This window comes from Curtobacterium sp. RM9, from assembly GCF_054956955.1.
The window spans coordinates 1,074,169-1,091,466 of the sequence record NZ_CM143271.1 but is presented as its reverse complement, the minus strand read 5'-3'; the positions used below and the strand labels follow the sequence as shown (position 1 = coordinate 1,091,466).

Below are 17,298 nucleotides of genomic sequence, written 5' to 3'. Positions count from 1 at the left end.
CCGGCGGCGATTCGTCGCGCACGTGCACGGCTCGGCGTGCGGGCCGTGGCTACCGTGGACGTCGTGAACCCGGTCGCGCGCCTCCGCAGCTCCAGTCGGACGCCGTTCCTGCAGGTCGTGAAGACCGCCGTCGCGGTGGTCGCCGCGGTGCTCCTGTGCCGGCTGCTCATCCAGGGGCCGTTCCCGACCTTCGCCGCGATCGCCGCCCTGCTCGTCGTGCAGCCCAGCATCAACCAGTCGTTCGTGAAGGGCCTCGAGCGGAGCGCCGGGGTCGTGCTCGGGGTCGTGCTCGCCACCGCGTTCCACCTGCTGCTCGGCGACACCGTGTGGGTCGTGCTGCTCGTCATCGTCCTCGCGATCCTGCTCGCCTGGGCACTGCGGCTCACCCCGACGTCGGCGACGCAGGTCGGCATCAGCGGGATGCTCGTGCTCACCGCCGGGGTCGTGACGCCGAACTACTCGGCGGACCGGATCCTCGAGACCGTCATCGGGGCGGTCGTCGCCCTCGTGGTGAACGCGCTCATCGTGCCGCCGGTGCTGCTCGGGCCGGCGCACCTCGCGGTCGCCCGGCTCGCCCGGGACACCGCGGCCGCGTTCGAGCGGATCGCGATCGGCCTCACCGAGGGCTGGGACCACGACCGGTGGCACACCGCACTCGTGCAGGCGCGGGCGCTCCGACAGCAGCACGCCCGTGCCGAGGCGTCGCTCGTGTCGGCGCAGGAGTCGCTCACGATGAACCCGCGGAGCGGGCGACACCGCACCGTGCTCGACCGGGACGTCCAGGTCACCGAGCACCTGCGCGTGCTCGTCACCCGGGTCACCGGCATGACGCGGGCGATCCGTGACAACACCGCCGAGGACCTGCGCGACGACCCCGTGGTGGGGAGCATCGCGACGGAGGTCGCCCGCATCGGAGCCGACGTCCGGGCGCTCAGCGCGCGGGTCGAGGCGACGGCGCTCGAGCCGGTCGGGCCGGACGACGGTCTGGCCGACCCGGCGGTCGCGGCCGAGCCGGCGCTGACGGCGCCGCTCGAGGTGCTCCGGCCGAACTCCCGGCACTGGATCCTGATCGGGGCGTTGCTCGAGGACATCCGCCGCGTGCGCGAGGAACTGCTCGGCGAGGACGACTGACGCGCCGACCGACCGCTGCGCGCGGGGCGTCAGGCGCCGGTCCCAGGGCCGCTGCGCGCGGGCGCCGGACCGGGGGCCGCTGCGCGCGGTGAGCGGGGCGCGGCGGTCAGCGTGCCGCTGCCGCCGCCTCCGTCGCCGCACGGACGATGTCGCGCCAGACCGGCGACCGCGGCACGTCGCCGTCAGCGATGCCGTCCACCGTCACGGCGTACCGACTGATCTCCGCGACCACGGCGTCCGGCCCGGCCTCGCGCGCGGCACGGCCGGCGACGTCCGGCACGGCGGACCGGAGTTCGGCGACCACTCGGTCGCGGCGGACGTCCTCCAGTTCGTCGAGCGCGACGATGCCCTGACGGGCGGCGTCGAGTTCGGCGCGCAGACGGACGAGGGCCGGATGCTCCGGCGAGTCGTTCATGGTTCCCCCACTGTGGAACAGCGTCGGGTACGCCGTTCCGGCCCCGAGCCTACCGACGAGTACTCGACTCCTCACGTCCCACGAAATGGGGACAGACCGTTCTGCCCGTCCCGACGCTCGTCCACGGCCCCGTGTCCGCCGTGCGCGGGGCCGTCGCGGATCGCCCGCTGTGACGAGATTCAGCGAGTCGGCCCCGAGAACCGGCCTCCGCGACCCCTTCGATGCCACGATGGTGCCGAAGGAGGTCGGACATGCGCCTGTTGGTGGTCGAGGACGACGACGAGATGCGTGCGCTCATGGAGCGCGGACTCGCAGCGGAGGGGTACCGCGTCACCGCGGTCGAGAACGGCGTGGAGGCGCTCATCGCCCTGGGCGACCAGGCCTTCGACCTCGCCGTGGTCGACGTGATGATGCCCGGCATGTCCGGCTTCGAGCTGGCCCGCCGCATCCGCGAGCGCGAGGACCCGGTCCGCATCCTGCTCGTCACCGCCCGCGACGCCGTCGACGACCGAGTGTTCGGCCTCGACGCCGGCGCCGACGACTACCTGACGAAGCCCTTCGCCTTCGCCGAGCTCACCGCCCGGCTCCGCGCCCTCGGTCGCCGCGAGACCGCCGGTGCACCGCGCACGATCGAGGTCGGCGACGTCGCCATCGACTCCGAGGCCCGCCGCGTCTCCATCAAGGGGCAGCGCGTCGCCGTCAGCCCGACCGAGTTCGCACTCCTTCGTCTGCTGGCCCGTTCGGTCGGCACCGTCGTCGACCGGCCGAAGATCCTCGAGGAGGTCTGGGACGGTTCGCAGCACGTCGACCCGAACGTCGTCGAGCAGTACATCTCGTACCTCCGCAAGAAGCTCGTCTCCCACGAGGCGACGGTCGCCATCGCGACGGTCCGCGGGCGCGGCTACCGGCTCGACCTGCTCGGGGCGTGACCGACACCGCTCCCACTCCCGGACCGGGCGGCCGGAAGCGCGGCGTCCTCCGCCCGCTGCGGATGCTCTCGCTTCGCGCCCGGATCACGATCGGGTCGACGGCGATCGCCGCCGTGGTCATCGTGCTGCTCGTGCTGGTCATGCGGTTCCAGGTGGTGAGCGTCGTCGCCAGCGCGACGCGGACCCTGCTCGACGCCGACGCCGACCCGTACGTGGCGACGCTCGAAGTGGACAGCGACCCCGACCTGTCCTCGCCCGGCAACCTGCAGCTCGTCGCGGTCGTGTCCCCGACCGGGGCGATCGCGCTGTCCACCATGCCCCCGCGCGTGGAACGAGCGCTCGGCAGCCTCACCACGACGAAGTCCGGGACCTCGGTCATCGAGGTCGCCGGTTCGGAGTACCGCGTGGTCGTCGAGCACCCGGTCAACCAGGCCGGTCGGTGGACGGTGGTCGCTGCGCGCAACTCGCAGGCCGAGGCGATCGTCGTCGACGACCTCACCACCACCCTGTCGCTCACCGGTCTCGCGATCCTGGTGGCGTTCGGCATCGCGTCGTGGGTACTCGCGACCGCGGCGTTGCGGCCCGTCAACCGGATGCGCCGCGAGGCCGAACGGCTCTCCGTCGCGCCGGAACGCGCCGAGCTGCCGGTCGGACCCGCGCAGGACGAACTCGCCTCGCTCGCGACGACCCTCAACGCCTTCCTCGCCCGCACGCGCCAGGCCACCGAGCGGGAGCGCCAGATGGTCTCCGACGCGAGCCACGAGCTCCGGACGCCGCTCGCGATCCTCACCACCCAGCTCGACCTCGCCTCGCTCGACGGCGAGGACGCGACCGCCCTCGCCGCGCACATCGAGCGGGCGAAGCTCAGCGTCGCGCGGTTGTCCCGCCTGGCGAACGACCTGCTCGCGCTGTCCCGCATCGAGGAGTCCGAGCGCCTGGAGCAGGACGGCCAGCAACAGCCCACGACCGGGTGGACCGACCTCGGCGACGAGGTGATGGCCGCCGTCGACCGGGTGCGGCTCATCGCGTCGGCCAAGGACGTCACGGTCGACTTCGAGCTCGAACCGCCGGAGGGCGACGCCGACCCGCAGTACCGGCTCGACACGGGCGGCATGGCGCAGCTCGTCACGAACATCGCCGGCAATGCGGTCGCGGCACTCCCCCGCGGCGGCGGCGTCTTCGTGACGTGGCGCAGCGCCGGGGGCGAGGGCATCCTGCAGGTCACCGACGACGGCCCGGGCGTGCCCGAGTCGTTCATCCCGGTCGCCTTCGACCGCTTCACCCGCCCGGACGAGGCGAGGAAGTCCCGGCCGAACCCGGACCCGGCGACCGGCGCCATCCCGCTGCCGGGCGGCTCGGGACTCGGGCTCGCGATCGTGCGCGCGGTCGCGGAACGCTCGGGAGGCACGGCTTCCCTCCGCAACGTCCGTTCCGGTGGCCTCGAGGTCACCGTCCGGATCCCGGAGGCCGGCGACCGCGCCTGACGCGGGTACGGGCTGCGCTGCGCTTCGCGCCCGTCGCTGCGCGCCCGTCGCTGCGCGCCGTCGCCGCGGTCACTGGAAGTCCCGCGACCGCGTCCGGACCGCCAGGGGCAGGTGCTCGATCCGGTCCGCCACGAGGTTCACCACCCCGTCCGGCGACCGCTCCAGGATCCCCCGCACGATCACCGCCGGCGACTCCCGCGCCACCCGTCGGTAGCGTCCCCACACCCCGACGCTGCAGATGACGTTCACGAGCCCGGTCTCGTCCTCGACGTTGAGGAACGTGATCCCCGACGCCGTCGCCGGTCGCTGCCGGTGCGTGACGATGCCGCCGACCTCGACCCGCCGCCCGGTCTCGGCCGTCTGGGTGTCCAGCACGCTGAGCACCCGCCGGGCGTCGAGTCGTCCGCGGACGTGCCGCACCGGGTGGTCGTCGGTGCTCATGCCCGTCGACCACATGTCGGCGATGAGGACGTCCCCGCTCGTCATCTGCCCGAACAGCGGCGGCTGCACCGTCACCTGCGTGTCCGGCAGCTGGTCCGGGCGCTCCGCCGCGGCCTGTGCCGCTGACCACATGCCGCTGCGCCGGTCGACGCCGAGCGACTCGAAGGCGTCCGCGGCGGCGAGCGCCTCGAGCTGCGCCGTCGTCAGGCCGACGCGCCGGGCGAGGTCGGACATGTCGGTGAAGTCCCCGTGGGCGTCACGCTCGGCGACGATGCGCTCGGCGCTCCGTCGGCCGAGGGAGGCCACCTCGGCCAGCCCGAGACGGACGGCGAAGGCACCGTCGCGGCGGTGCCGGGCGGTGTCGTCGGGGTGGCCGGCGTCGAAGGGCAGCACCGGGGGCTGTTCCTCGGCCAGGCACGCGTCGAGCCCGGGGTCGCCGACCGACGCGGCGTCGAGGGGCTCCAGCGTGGCGTCCACGCTCGATCGCAGGATGTCCGGCCGGAGCACCCGCACCCCGTGCCGCCGGGCGTCGGCGACGAGGGTCTGCGGTGAGTAGAACCCCATCGGCTGCGCCCGCAGCAGCGCCGCGAGGAACGCCCCCGGGTAGTGCAGCCGCATCCACGCGCTCGCGTAGACGATGAGCGCGAAGCTGATCGAGTGGCTCTCCGCGAAGCCGAAGTTCGCGAACGCCTGGATCTTGGCGTAGATGGCGTCGGCGTCCGCACCGTGGATGTCGTTCGCCGCCATCCCCAGGTAGAGCTTCTCGCGCAGCCGCTCGATCTTCTCGTGCCCGCGCTTCGACCCCATCGCACGGCGGAGCAGGTCGGCGTCGTCGCCCGAGCACCCGCCGACCGCGATCGCCATCTGCATGAGCTGCTCCTGGAACAGCGGTACACCGAGGGTGCGTTCGAGCACCGGTTCGAGCGAGGGGTGGATGTACGTGATGGGCTCCTCGCCCGTGCGCCGCCGGATGTACGGGTGCACGGCGCCGCCCTGGATCGGCCCAGGACGGACGAGGGCCACCTCGATCACGAGGTCGTAGAACCGGCGCGGGAGCAGGCGCGGCAGGGTCCCCATCTGCGCCCGCGACTCCACCTGGAAGACCCCGATCGTGTCGGCGCGGCAGAGCTGGTCGTAGACGCCCTGCTCCTCCTTCGGGATGGAGTGCATGTCCCAGCGCTCCCCGCAGTGCTCGTCGGCGAGGTCGAACGAGTACTGCAGCGCGGCGAGCATGCCGAGGCCGAGCATGTCGAACTTCACGAGCCCCATGTACGCGCAGTCGTCCTTGTCCCACTGCAGCACCGTCCGGCCGTCCATGCGGGCGTGCTCGATCGGCACCACCTCGCCCACCGGCCGGTCGGTGAGCACCATGCCGCCCGAGTGGATGCCGAGGTGCCGGGGGAAGCCGAGGACCTGCTGCGCCATGTCGACCACGGTGTCCGGGATGTCGTGGTCCTGGCTCTCGGTGACCGACCCCCACCGTTCGACCTGCTTCGACCAGGCGTCCTGCTGCCCGGGGCTGTGCCCGAGTGCCTTCGCCATGTCCCGCACGGCGCCCTTCGGCCGGTAGGTGATCACGTTGGCGACCTGCGCGGCGTTGAACCGGCCGTACTTGTCGTAGACGTACTGGATCACCTCTTCGCGCCGGTCCGAGTCGAAGTCGACGTCGATGTCGGGCTCCTCGTCGCGCATCGCCGACAGGAACCGTTCGAACGGCAGGCCGTACCGGATCGAGTCGACCGCGGTGATCTCGAGCAGGTAGCAGACCGCCGAGTTCGCGGCGGAACCCCGGCCCTGGCAGAGGATCCCCCGGTCGCGGGCGTACTGCACCATGTCCCGCACGATGAGGAAGTACCCGGGGAAGTCCTTGTCCTCGATCACGGAGAGCTCGCGCTCGATGCGCTCCCGCTTCACGGGGTCGACCCCGTCGGCGCTGCCCGGGTAGAACCGCCGGGCACCGCGCCAGGTGAGCTCGCGCAGCCACGACATCGTGGTGTGTCCCTCGGGGACGTCGATGTGCGGCAGCCCGGGCTTGACCGTCTTCAGCCGGAAGCCGAGCGCGTCGGCGAGCTCGACGCTGTGCTCGACCGCGCCGGGGTACCGGGCGAACCGGCGGGCCATCTCCCTGCCCGACCGGAGGTGGGCGGTGGGCGCGGCGGGCAGCCAGCCGTCGATCTCGTCGAGGCTGCGCCGTGCCCGGACCGCGGCGAGGGCCGTCGCCACCGGGAAGCGGTCGGGGGTGGCGTAGTGCACGTTGCCCGTCGCGACGACCGGCAGCGCGTGCTTCGCCGCGAGGGCGGCCAGCGCGTCGTTGCGGGCGGTGTCCATCGGGTCGCCCTGGTCGATGAGCTCGACGACGACCCGCGAGGTGCCGAAGCGGTCGAGCAGCGCACGGAGGGCGTGCTCCGCCGCTGATTCGCCGCCGCGTTCGAGGGCCTGCCGGACGGCGCCCTTCCGGCAGCCGGTCAGGACGGTCCAGTGGCCGTCGCCCTGGGCGGCGAGCTCGTCGAGGTCGTAGCGCGGGCTGCCCTTCTCGGCGCCTGCGGTGAGGTGCGCCCGGGTCACCGCCCCGGCGAGCCGGTGGTAGCCGTCCTGCCCGTCCGCGAGCAGCAGCAGGTGCGTGCCCTCGGGGTCGGGGACGCCGTTCTGCGGCTCGGTGAGGCCGAGGGACAGCTCGGTGCCGTACACGGTCGAGACGGTCGGGTACGCCTCGGCGACCTCGGCCATCCGGGCGGCGCCGTAGAAGCCGTCGTGGTCGGTCAGCGCGAGACCGTGCAGGTGCAGCCGGGCGGCCTCCTCGAAGAGGTGCTCCGGCCCGCTCGCCCCGTCGAGGAAGCTGAAGGTCGAGTGCGCGTGCAGCTCGGCGTACGGCACGACCGGGACGTTGCCCGCATCGGCCGTCGGACGGTCCGCCGGCGCGTACGGCTCGCGCTTCCGCGACCAGGCCGGGCTGTCCCCGCCGTCGCCGGCGTGCCCGCTGCCCGGGTTCCGCTCGTCGGACAGCGCGCGTTCGAACTGCGACCACGGGATCGGCGGGTTGCTGTAGCCCATCAGGTGCTCCTCACGTGGCGACCGCCTCGGCCCACCAGCGGTGGTCGGCGAGCACGAGGTACCAGGCGCGGCCGGCGTCGTCGACGAGCTGCAGGCGGTGCAGTCGTCGGCCGCCGGACTCCCACCAGCGGACGACGAGCGGCCAGGGTCCGGCCCAGGCGGTCACCGGGGCGAAGCGTCCGCCGCGCTCCCCCTCGGCACGGAACCGGCCGGGCACCCCGGTCAGGACGCCGCGGTCGTCGACGTCCACCGTGCCGCCGTCGGCCGCGACGACGTCCACCGGGCGCGGACGTTCGAGCACGGTCGCCGGGGGCGGTCCGGGCAGCCTGCCCGGCCACGGGCGGTCCCGCACGGTCGCGAGGGCACGCTCGCCGCCGACCGGGGCGTCACCCCACGGCACGAGCACGACGCGCTCGGCGAGGGTCCGGCCGCCGCCGACCCGGGGCGTGACGACGCCGTCGTGCCCGACGAGCCCCTGCACGCGGGCGAGGGCGTGGTGCACCCGCTCGTCCGGTCCGGTGCCCCAGAGCCCGCGTTCGTGGTTCGCCATGTCGTCCACCGCGACGGGCTCGAGCACCACCGAGACGACCGGCGCCTCGAGCCCGGTCGGGTCGACCCCGCCGGCGAGCTGCCACCGGACCCGGTCGACCACGTCCGCCGCGTCGAACCAGCGCGGGTGCACCCAGGTGCGTTCGAGCAGGATGTCGCGCTCGTCGACGATGCCGACGCGGATGGTCGTCGCGACGAGCCCGGCGGCCCGGAGCCGCGCCGCGAAGTCGTCGGCGGACCGGCGGAACGCGAACGCGATCTGGTCGGCGCGGTCCAGCGGGGGCTCGAAGGCGGCCTCGACCCGGAGCTCGGGCGGGATCTCGCGCGCCGCGACCTCGCGCGGGTCGCGCCCGCCCGCGAGCCGGTGCAGGAACGCCCCGGGGACGCCGAAGCGGTCGCGCACCTGCTCGTCGCCCAGCGCGGCGAACTCGCCGAGGGTCTGCATGCCGAGCCGACCGAGCAGCATCGCGAGGTCCGCGTCGCCGAGGACCGTGAGCGGGAGCGCGGCCAGGAAGTCCGCCGAACCACCGACGGGGACGATCCGCACCCGCTCCCCCGGTCGGACCGGGCGGGCGCGGGCGGCCTGCTCGGCGGCGAACGGGGTGTCCGCGACGCCGGCACGCACCGCGGGTGCCCCGTGGTCGGCTGCGATGCCCGCGAGGGTGGCCGCCGCGGCCCGCTCCCCGCCGTAGTACCGCGCCGGGCCGCGGGAGCGCAGCGCGAGCGTGCCGGGACGCAGGACCTCGACCCCGGGGACGGCGGCCTCGACCGCGCGGATGACCGGCTCGAAGGCCCGGTGGTCGAGCGCGTCGTCGTAGGGCTGCACGACGAGCCCCGTGCAGCGTGCCTGGGCCTCGCGCACGCGGATGCCCCGCACGACGCCGTGCTGCCGGGCGCTGGCGGAGCTGGCGTACACCAGCCCCTTCACGACGAGGGCGAAGGGCTGCTCCGGTGGCTCGCCGGCGGCCCGGGCTGCGGCGATGACCGGCCAGTCCGGGCACCACAGCACGATGGTCCGGGTCGGGGGCGGCTCGGGCAGCGCCCCGCCCCGGGCGACCGCGTCGGCGCGCACCGTGCGGGCGTCGGGTACCCCCGCCCCAGCGCCGCCCGCTCCGGCGCTGGTCAGGGCGCCCGTGACCCGGGACCCGGCGCGGGGACCCGAACCACGCGAGCGACGGCCGCGCGGACTCACGAGGCCACCGCCACGGGGCGCAGCACCGCGGGCGCGGTGGGCACCGCGACCGGCACCGCCACCGGCGCGACCGGACGGACCGAGCCGTCGGCCGCCGGCAGCAGCAGTTCGGCGTCGACCGGACGCCCCGCTCCGGCGCGACCCGATGCCGACACCGTGACCCGGCGCTCGGTCAGGTGGCCGTGGCCGTCCCCGATGCCGCTCCACGCCGAGTGCGTCACCCGGAGCGTGACGTCCGCCCCCGGCCACGAGCCCAGCGCGACGAGCGCCCCGCCCCGCTGCCGGAGCCGAGCGGACAGCCGGGAGACGTCACCGGGCACCACGCGACCGAGCGGCCGGGTGAGGACGATCTGCGCGACGTCGGCCAGCGCTGCCGTCACGGTGAGCCACTGGTCGCCCGGGTCGGGCACGAGCACGAGTCGTTCGAGGTCGATGCCCGCGGCGGCGGCGGCTTCGACCCCGAAGGACGGCACGCCCACGACCGCACACCAGGCACCCGCGGCCGAGGCGGCCTGCAGCATCGTCATCGCCAACAGCACCGACTCCTGCACCGCGTAGGTCCCGCCGACGCGGATCGCCCCGCCCGGCAGCAGCGGCGCGAGCGCCTCGGCCGTGGGCAGCCCCTCGGTGTCGACGCGGGTGCTCTCCATCTCGGAGACCCGGGAGCGCAGCGCCGTGATCCGTTCGAGCGCCGCCCGCGCGTCGCCGAGGTGGTCCACCCGGCGCACCGCACGCACCGAACCGTCCCGCCCGGCACCGTCTGGCCAGGCGCCGTCCCGCCCGGCACCGTCTGGCCCGGCACCGTCCCGCGCAGCGTCGGACCACCCGACCGACTCCCCCGGAGCGCCGGGCGACCGGAGTGCCGCCGCCGTCTGCATGCCCTCATATTCGAACATGTGTTCGATGATGTCAATCGGGACCGACATTCTGTGGACACCGCCCTCGAACGGGCGTTCGACACGCCGGTGACCGCCCACGGCGAACCGCGGTCACCAGGTCGCGACGGCCCCCACCCCGGTGAGCACCGAGCGCGTCTTCGTCTCGACCTCGTCCGCCTCGTCCGTGGGGACCGAGGACCACGTCACGGCGCCACCGGCCCCGAACGACCGCGACCGGACCGTGCCGGTGCCCTCGTCGACCACCGTCACCAGTGTGCGGATCGCCACCGACAGATCGACCGCGCCGCTCGCCGAGCAGTACCCGAGCACCCCCGAGTACACCCCACGAGGCGCACCCTCGAGACGGTCCGCGATCGCCATCGCGCTGATCTTCGGCGCGCCCGTCATCGACCCCGGCGGGAACGCGGCGCGCACGACGTCCGCCCGCGAGGTCCCCGCCGGCACCACCGCCGAGATCGTCGACACCAGCTGGTGCACGCTCGCGTACGTCTCGACGTCGCAGAGCCGCTCCACCCGCACCGAACCGGGCAGCGCCGTGCGCAGCAGGTCGTTCCGCAGCAGGTCCACGATCATGACGTTCTCCGCACGGTCCTTCGCGCTCGCCGTCAGCTCCGCGCGGACCGCACGGTCCGCCTCGGGGTCGGCCGTCCGCCGCCTGGTCCCCTTGATCGGTTCCGCCGACACGGTCCCCGCCGCGTCGATGCGCAGGAACCGCTCCGGCGACCGGCTCGCCACCCGCAGCGGCCCGAGCCGCAGGTACGCACCGAACGGGACGGGGTCCGCCGCGCGGAGGCGCAGGTACTCGTCGAGGTGCGGGTCCGCGCCGGAGGCAGGACGCGCCTCCAGGCCGTCGACCGGCAGCCGGAAGACGGTGGTGAGGCAGACCTGGAACGCGTTGCCGTCTCGGATCTCGGCGCGGCACGCCTCGACGGCGCCCTCGTAGGCGTCGCGAGCGACGCGTCCGCTGGCGGCCTGGAGGCGCGGGGCTGCGTCCCCGACGTCGGCTCCGTCCGCCGACGGATCAGCCAAGGCCCACTCCGTCACTTCCGGGGCGGTCACCGCGTGCACCCACGCGCGGTTCTCCGCGCTGGCCGCGGGCTCGTGGTCGGCGACCAGGGCGAGCGCCCAGGCGGCGCCCGACGCGTCCGCCACGACCGCTCGGTCCGCGAACCGGAGGTCGGCGTCCGCGTGGTCGGTGGCGGTGCGGTCGACACCACCGGACTCGCGGCCGAGCTCGTACCCGAGGAAGCCGACCCAGCCGAGCGCGAACCCGCACCCCGGGACCGGCTCGGTCAGGACCGGCGTGCGAGCGAGCAGGTCGGCGAGCACCGCGAAGGCCGGCCGCTCCTCGACCCGGGCGGGGCCGAACCAGGCGACCGACGCGGGGGTGGGCGTCAGGTGCGCCAGCCGGTCCTCGTGGCGGAACCGCACCCCGAACGGGCCGTCCGTCCAGGCCAGCACCGACCACCGGGCACGCTCGTGCGCCTCGGACGGGGAGCCGTCCGGCAGCGAGGAGTCGAGCCAGACGAGGTCGCCGTCGATCCTCGACGCCAGGGCTCCCAGGTCGGGAGCGGACGGGAACCGCCGGACGACGATCCGTGCGGCGCCGTCCTCGCCCCTCAGACCGCGGTGATCGTCCACGAGGCGGCGTGCGCGGCGCCCGGCTCGAGCACGACGAGACCGGACTCGGCACCGGTGTTGAACGCGTCCGGCGCGCAGGTCATCGGCTCGACCGCGAGGCCGACCCGGTGGTACTCGCGCACGACGTGGTCGGCCGTGTGCACCTGCACCCAGGGGCACTCCGGGCCGAAGGCGACCCGCACGCCGTGGCCGTCCTGGGCGGTGAGCACGATCGTGGCGATGCCCTGCTCGTCGCGGTCGAAACCGGTGTAGGCGTGGTCGATGAACCGCTCGCCGATCGGCGTCGCCGTGCGGAGGTCGAACTCGTCGTGCACGGCGGCGAGACCGGTCGGGACCAGCCGGTCCTCGGTGACCTCGAGCACCTGCGCCGCCGGGAGCGTGAGCGTCCAGTCATCGACACGGCCCTCGCCGCCGACGAGGTACGGGTGCGGCCCGGTCCCCCACGGCGCGGCCTCCGACCCGGTGTTCGTGCCCGTGACGGTGGTGTGCAGACCGTCGGCGTCGACGCGGTACTCGACGAGGACCTCGACGCGGTACGGGTAGCCCTCCTGCGCGGCGATGGTCGTGCCGAGCACCGCACGGTCCGGCTCGTGCCGCACGACGCGGAAGTCCGTCCAGGCCACGAGGCCGTGCAGGGCGTGGTGCCGCTTCGGCTCGGTCAGTGCGAGCTCGTGGTCGGTGCCCCCGAAGGAGTAGGTGCCGTCGACGACGCGGTTCGGCCACGGGGCGAGGACGGCCCCGCGGAAGGCGGGACGGACCTCGTCGGCGTCGAACGGCACGACGAGGTCGCGGCCTCCGTGCCGGAGGGTCCGGAGCGATGCCCCCACGGAGGCGATCTCGGCCGTGTAGCCGGCTGCGGTGATCGTCAGGGCGGAACCGGACAGCGGGGCGTCGTTGCTCATGCGCTCAGCGTATCGGGGCCACGGGCACCGACGAGAACACCCCCGTGGCCGATGGCCGCGGGGGTGTTCGTCGTGTTGTTCGTGCTCGTGATGGAGCTCGGGTGGATCTGAGGGGACTCGAACCCCTGACCCCCTGCATGCCATGCAGGTGCGCTACCAGCTGCGCCACAGACCCGTGGGTGTTGCTTCGGTCTTGCTCGCGCATCCGTCATCCGGAGGCACCATGGAAGCGTACACCACGTGGACGCCGGGTGACGAAATCGTCGTCGCCACCCGGGCGCGTCGCACTACGCGGTGTGGTCGACCGGCAGCTCGAGCGGGATGGTCGGGCAGTCCGACCAGAGGCGCTCGAGCGAGTAGTACTGACGGTCTTCCTCGTGGAAGACGTGCACCACGATGTCGCCGAAGTCGATGAGGACCCAGCGCCCCTCGGAGCGGCCTTCGCGGCGGAGCGGCTTGGCCCCGGCCTCGAGCAGGCGCTCCTCGATCTCGTCGGCGATGGCGAGCACGTTGCGCTCGTTCCGACCGGTCGCGAGCAGGAACACGTCGGTGAGCTGGAGCGGCCCGGTCACGTCGAGGGCGACGAGGTCCTCGGCCTGCTTGGCGTCGGCCGCCTGGGCGGCGATCTGCACGAGTTCCAGTGCGCGGGGAGAGGCGGTCACGGATTCCTTCCGGTTGCGGTCCGGCATGTGCCGGTCCGGGTGGGCCGGCGGGGTGCCGGTCCGGGTGGGCCGACGGTGTGCCGGTCCGGGTGGTTCCGGCAGGATGCCGGATCACGGACCCCGATCATAAGCCACCCCGCCGACAGCGGCCAGGCCGCGGGCGACGGGGTGGTCCTGATCCGGGCGGGTCAGCCGCCGAACGCGTGCGTCGTGACGAGCGCCACGATGATCACCGCAGCGGCGGCCACGCCGACCGCGCCGACGGTCACACCGAGGATGAGCGGCGTGCGCGACTCCTTCGGCTTCGCGGCCGCGAGGACGACCTGTCGGGTGGAGGTGTGGCTCGAGATCGCCCGGCTCGCCCGGACGGGGCTGGCGTCGGTCTCCGGCTGCTCGTCGTGCTGCTCGAGGAGCCGGTCGACCTCGGCGCCGTCGAGCGGACGGTGCGAGCCGGTCGAGGAGAGCGACGCCGGCAGGTCGATCGAGCCGGTGAGGATGACCTCGCCCGTGGCGTTCAGCGCACCGGTCGGGTCGGCCAGCGCCGAGTTCGGCAGGATGATCGCGTTCGTGTTGGTGACGGCGACGCGGCGTGCGCCGGTCTGCTCGTCGTGCACCTCGGCGTCGTTCGAGTCGTGCGCCTGCTGCGACCAGTGCCCCACCGGCGGCTCGAACGCCGTGGTGATCGGCTTCGGCTCCGGCTGACGCTGGAAGCCGGCGGGCACCCGGGGTGCGTCGGCGTCGTCCGGCGCGGCGGCGGCCGGAGCCGACGGCCGGACCGGGACCTCGTTCGTGTCGCCGTCGAGCGAGAGCGGGAAGACACCCGGCGTCGACGCTGCGACGGCCGAGGTCGACGCAGCGGGCTGCTCGTCCGGCGTGACCGTGGGGGCGTCGACCTCGCCGTCCGAGCGGGACGCGGTGCCCGCGTCGACCGCGGGGACCTCGTCCGTCGACGCGTCGTGCGGCGCCCACGTCGACCGGTGCCGGCGGGGTTCCTCCGCGTGGGCGGCGGCCTCCTCGATCGGCTCGATGGCGTCCGGGGAGCCGTCTGCCTCGGTCGCCTGCGCGACGGCCGCCTCGTCGAGGACCGGCGCTCCGGGCTCCCGCTCGGGCTGCGCGTCCGCCGAGGTCGGGCGTGTGGCGGACCCGGGCACCTGGAGCGCGTCGACCGAGCCGATGACGTCCTGCACCGTGCGGTCGGACGACTGCGGGCTCGGGTCCTGGAGCGGGACGGGCTGCGCAGCCTGGCCCTGCGCCTCACGCAGCTGCCGGAGCTGCCGACGCGTCAGACCGCCGGAGCCCGGCACGATCTCGGTCGCCGAGGCCGGGGCGTACTCGCCGACGCTGGTCGGCGGCAGCGTCGGGAAGCTGCTGGCCGGAGCTGCCGACACGGGCACCTGCGCGGCCAATGCGGCCGGAGCAGGGGCCGGCGTCGCGGCGGAGGTGGGCGCCGATGCCGGGGTGGCGGCAGAGACCGGGGTGGCTGCGGACACCGGGATGGCGGCGGAGTCCGGGGTCTGCGCCGGGGCGGCCGATGCGGGGCGGGCCGGAGCCGCGCCTCCAGGCTGGGACGACCCGTTCTGTGCCGACCCGTTCTGCGCCGGACCGCTCGGCGCGGGCGCGACGTGGGAGCCCGGTCGGCGACGGGACTCGGACTGCTCCGCGGGGGCGGCGACGGTGGGTGGCGGCGTGACCGGCTGCGCACCGGCCGCGGCGGCACGCTCCCGCTCGCGCGCCTGGCGCCGCGACAGGGGCGGCTGCGCGTCGGACGAACTCATGCAACGCTCCGATACAGATGGTGCTTGGAGATGTACTGGACGACACCGTCGGGGACCAAGTACCACACGGGGAAACCGCGTTTCACCCGGTCGCGGCAGTCGGTCGACGATATGGCCAGCGCGGGGACTTCGAGCAAGCTTACGTCGCGTTCGGGAAGACCGGTGATGCTGAGGTCGTGTCCGGGTCGGGTGACAGCGACGAAGTGCGCGAGGTCCCAGAGCCCATCATGGTCTTTCCAGTCGAGGATCTGCTGAACGGCGTCCGCGCCCGAGATGAAGACCAGCTGGGCGTCCGGCCGCTGCTCGTGGAGGTCGCGGAGCGTGTCCACGGTGTAGGTCGGCCCCGGACGGTCGATGTCGACGCGACTCACCGTGAACATCGGGTTGGACGCCGTCGCCACCACGGTCATGAGGTAGCGGTGTTCGGCGTCGGTCACGTCCGACTTCATGTACGGCTGACCGGTCGGGACGAAGACGACCTCGTCGAGGTCGAACGCCCGAGCGACCTCGGACGCCGCGACGAGGTGTCCGTGGTGGATCGGGTCGAACGTGCCGCCCATCACCCCGATACGAGGGCGGCCCGTGCTCTCGAGCATGGAGGAGCGGGTCAGATCTTGGTGTGACCGAACTCGTCGACACCCGTCTCGTGGTGGCGGGTGGCCTCGAACTTGTGCGAGTGACGGTACGCGACGTCGCGGAAGCTCCAGGTCACGAACCCGAGGAAGGTGAAGAACAGCGCTCCGCACATCGGGAAGACGAACGCGGGGACCCCGGAGGCGTGCTCAGCGGCTTCGGCGAGGAAGGTCATCGGTCGGTGCTCCGTTCGGTCGGGGGAAGTCGCCGCTCAGTCTAGCCGCGGATCTGGCCCTGGCCGCGCACGATCCACTTGGTGCTCGTGAGTTCCGGCAGCCCCATCGGGCCGCGCGCGTGCAGCTTCTGGGTCGAGATGCCGACCTCGGCTCCGAACCCGAACTCCCCGCCGTCGGTGAAGCGCGTCGACGCGTTGACCATCACGACCGCCGAGTCGACCCGGGCGAGGAACCGCTCGGCGGTGTCGACGTCGTTCGTCACGATGGACTCGGTGTGGTGGGTCGACCAGCGCGCTATGTGCGCCATGGCGGCGTCGACGTCCGGCACGACGCGGATCGAGAGGTCGAGGTCCATCGACTCGGTCGCCCAGTCCTCGTCCGTCGCGCGGAGCACGCCGGGCACGACGGCACGGGTCGCCTCGTCGCCGCGGAGGGTCACGCCCGCGCCACGGAGCCGGTCGGCGAGGACGGGCAGGAGTCGCTCGGCAGCCGCCTCGTGCACGAGCAGTGTCTCGAGGGCGTTGCACACGCTCGGACGCTGGACCTTGCTGTTCAGCACGATGTCGACGGCGCGGTCGAGCGGTGCCGAGGCGTCGAGGAAGACGTGCACCACGCCCGCACCGGTCTCGATCACCGGGACCTGGGACTCGGTCACGACGGTCTGGATCAGGGAGGCGCTGCCGCGCGGGATGAGCACGTCCACCAGGCCGCGGGCACGCATCAGCTCGGTCGCGCCGGCACGGCCGAACTCGTCGATGGTCTGCACGAGGTCGCGCGGCAGCCCCACCGAGGCGACGGCGTCCTGGATGGTCGCGACGAGCACGGCATTGGTGCGCTCGGCCGCGGTCCCGCCGCGCAGGACGACGGCGTTGCCGCTCTTCAGCGCGAGGCTGGCGATGTCGACCGTGACGTTCGGTCGCGCCTCGTAGATCGCGCCGACGACCCCGAACGGCACCCGGACCTGACTGAGCTGCAGGCCGTTCGCCAGCCGGGAGCCCCGGACGTGCTCCCCCACCGGGTCGGTCAGGCCGACGACGTGCTCGACCGCGGCGGCCAGGGCGTCGATCCGCGCGGCGTCGAGCCGGAGCCGGTCGAGCAGGCCCGAGGCGAGGCCGGACTCCTCACCGGCCACGAGGTCGCCGTGGTTCGCGGCGACGATGTCGTCCGTCGCGGCACGCACGGCCGTGGCGATCGCCCGGAGCGCAGCGTCCTTCACCGCGGTCGTGGCGGTCGCGAGGGCCGAGGAGGCCTCGCGTGCGGCGACGAGCTTGCCGGTGAGGGTCGGTGCGGGTGCGGTCAGCGACATGGCTCGATCGTAGCCGTGGCCTCCCCCGCGTGACGTGGCACGACGGACCGGCGCCGTTCCGGTCGCCGACGACTGGGCACGACATGCCGCTCGCGTCCGCGGCGCGATCACG

14 protein-coding genes and 1 tRNA gene are annotated in these 17,298 nt (G+C 74.0%); 3 read left to right on the top strand and 12 right to left on the bottom strand.

Going from position 1 to position 17,298, the window contains the following annotated elements; translation table 11 throughout:
• Window positions 1-63: 63 nt before the first annotated feature.
• On the top strand, window positions 64-1,131 hold the full coding sequence (locus ACY3FI_RS05175; protein ID WP_462549695.1) for an FUSC family protein: 1,068 nt from the start codon (window positions 64-66) through the stop codon (window positions 1,129-1,131).
• 106 nt (window positions 1,132-1,237) lie between these two features.
• Here ACY3FI_RS05175 and ACY3FI_RS05170 read toward each other — a convergent pair whose 3' ends face one another.
• The gene (locus ACY3FI_RS05170; RefSeq protein WP_462549693.1) at window positions 1,238-1,546 is read right to left on the bottom strand and encodes a hypothetical protein; all 309 of its coding nucleotides are present in this window, start codon (window positions 1,544-1,546) and stop codon (window positions 1,238-1,240) included.
• 251 nt (window positions 1,547-1,797) lie between these two features.
• Here ACY3FI_RS05170 and ACY3FI_RS05165 point away from each other — a divergent pair, with 251 nt between their 5' ends.
• Window positions 1,798-2,475, top strand: a complete 678-nt coding sequence (locus ACY3FI_RS05165) for a response regulator transcription factor (RefSeq protein ID WP_462549691.1) — start codon at window positions 1,798-1,800, stop codon at window positions 2,473-2,475.
• Window positions 2,472-3,959 carry a sensor histidine kinase gene (locus ACY3FI_RS05160; RefSeq protein ID WP_462549689.1) on the top strand — a complete coding sequence of 496 codons (1,488 nt, stop codon included), beginning with the start codon at window positions 2,472-2,474 and terminating at the stop codon, window positions 3,957-3,959. The genes ACY3FI_RS05165 and ACY3FI_RS05160 overlap by 4 nt, the downstream gene beginning before the upstream one ends.
• A gap of 69 nt (window positions 3,960-4,028) precedes the next feature.
• Here the strand turns inward: ACY3FI_RS05160 and ACY3FI_RS05155 are convergent, their stop codons facing one another.
• From ACY3FI_RS05155 to ACY3FI_RS05105, 11 genes are all read right to left on the bottom strand, one after another.
• On the bottom strand, window positions 4,029-7,451 hold the full coding sequence (locus tag ACY3FI_RS05155) for an error-prone DNA polymerase (protein ID WP_462549687.1): 3,423 nt from the start codon (window positions 7,449-7,451) through the stop codon (window positions 4,029-4,031).
• 10 nt (window positions 7,452-7,461) lie between these two features.
• Window positions 7,462-9,072 (bottom strand): DNA polymerase Y family protein, encoded by a 1,611-nt coding sequence (locus tag ACY3FI_RS05150; protein WP_462549685.1) that lies wholly within the window; start codon window positions 9,070-9,072, stop codon window positions 7,462-7,464.
• 116 nt (window positions 9,073-9,188) lie between these two features.
• Window positions 9,189-10,088 (bottom strand): DnaE2-dependent mutagenesis accessory factor ImuA', encoded by a 900-nt coding sequence (gene imuA', locus ACY3FI_RS05145; protein WP_462549684.1) that lies wholly within the window; start codon window positions 10,086-10,088, stop codon window positions 9,189-9,191.
• 93 nt (window positions 10,089-10,181) lie between these two features.
• Window positions 10,182-11,732, bottom strand: a complete 1,551-nt coding sequence (locus ACY3FI_RS05140) for an anthranilate synthase component I family protein (protein ID WP_462549682.1) — start codon at window positions 11,730-11,732, stop codon at window positions 10,182-10,184.
• A complete protein-coding gene (locus tag ACY3FI_RS05135; RefSeq protein WP_462549680.1) occupies window positions 11,711-12,634 on the bottom strand; it encodes an aldose 1-epimerase family protein in 924 nt (307 codons plus the stop codon). Before ACY3FI_RS05135 ends, ACY3FI_RS05140 begins: the two co-directional genes overlap by 22 nt.
• Before the next feature lie 102 nt (window positions 12,635-12,736).
• Window positions 12,737-12,809: transfer RNA gene (locus tag ACY3FI_RS05130), tRNA-Ala, on the bottom strand.
• 112 nt (window positions 12,810-12,921) lie between these two features.
• Window positions 12,922-13,296 (bottom strand): ribosome silencing factor, encoded by a 375-nt coding sequence (gene rsfS / locus ACY3FI_RS05125; protein WP_462549679.1) that lies wholly within the window; start codon window positions 13,294-13,296, stop codon window positions 12,922-12,924.
• Between the two features lie 188 nt (window positions 13,297-13,484).
• Entirely contained in the window at window positions 13,485-15,071 is a 1,587-nt protein-coding gene (locus ACY3FI_RS05120) for a hypothetical protein (RefSeq protein ID WP_462549678.1), read from the bottom strand.
• A complete protein-coding gene (gene nadD / locus ACY3FI_RS05115; protein ID WP_462549676.1) occupies window positions 15,068-15,667 on the bottom strand; it encodes a nicotinate-nucleotide adenylyltransferase in 600 nt (199 codons plus the stop codon). The genes ACY3FI_RS05120 and nadD overlap by 4 nt, the downstream gene beginning before the upstream one ends.
• An 11-nt stretch (window positions 15,668-15,678) precedes the next feature.
• On the bottom strand, window positions 15,679-15,879 hold the full coding sequence (locus ACY3FI_RS05110; RefSeq protein ID WP_462549674.1) for a hypothetical protein: 201 nt from the start codon (window positions 15,877-15,879) through the stop codon (window positions 15,679-15,681).
• 41 nt (window positions 15,880-15,920) lie between these two features.
• On the bottom strand, window positions 15,921-17,186 hold the full coding sequence (locus ACY3FI_RS05105; RefSeq protein WP_462549673.1) for a glutamate-5-semialdehyde dehydrogenase: 1,266 nt from the start codon (window positions 17,184-17,186) through the stop codon (window positions 15,921-15,923).
• Window positions 17,187-17,298: the final 112 nt, after the last annotated feature.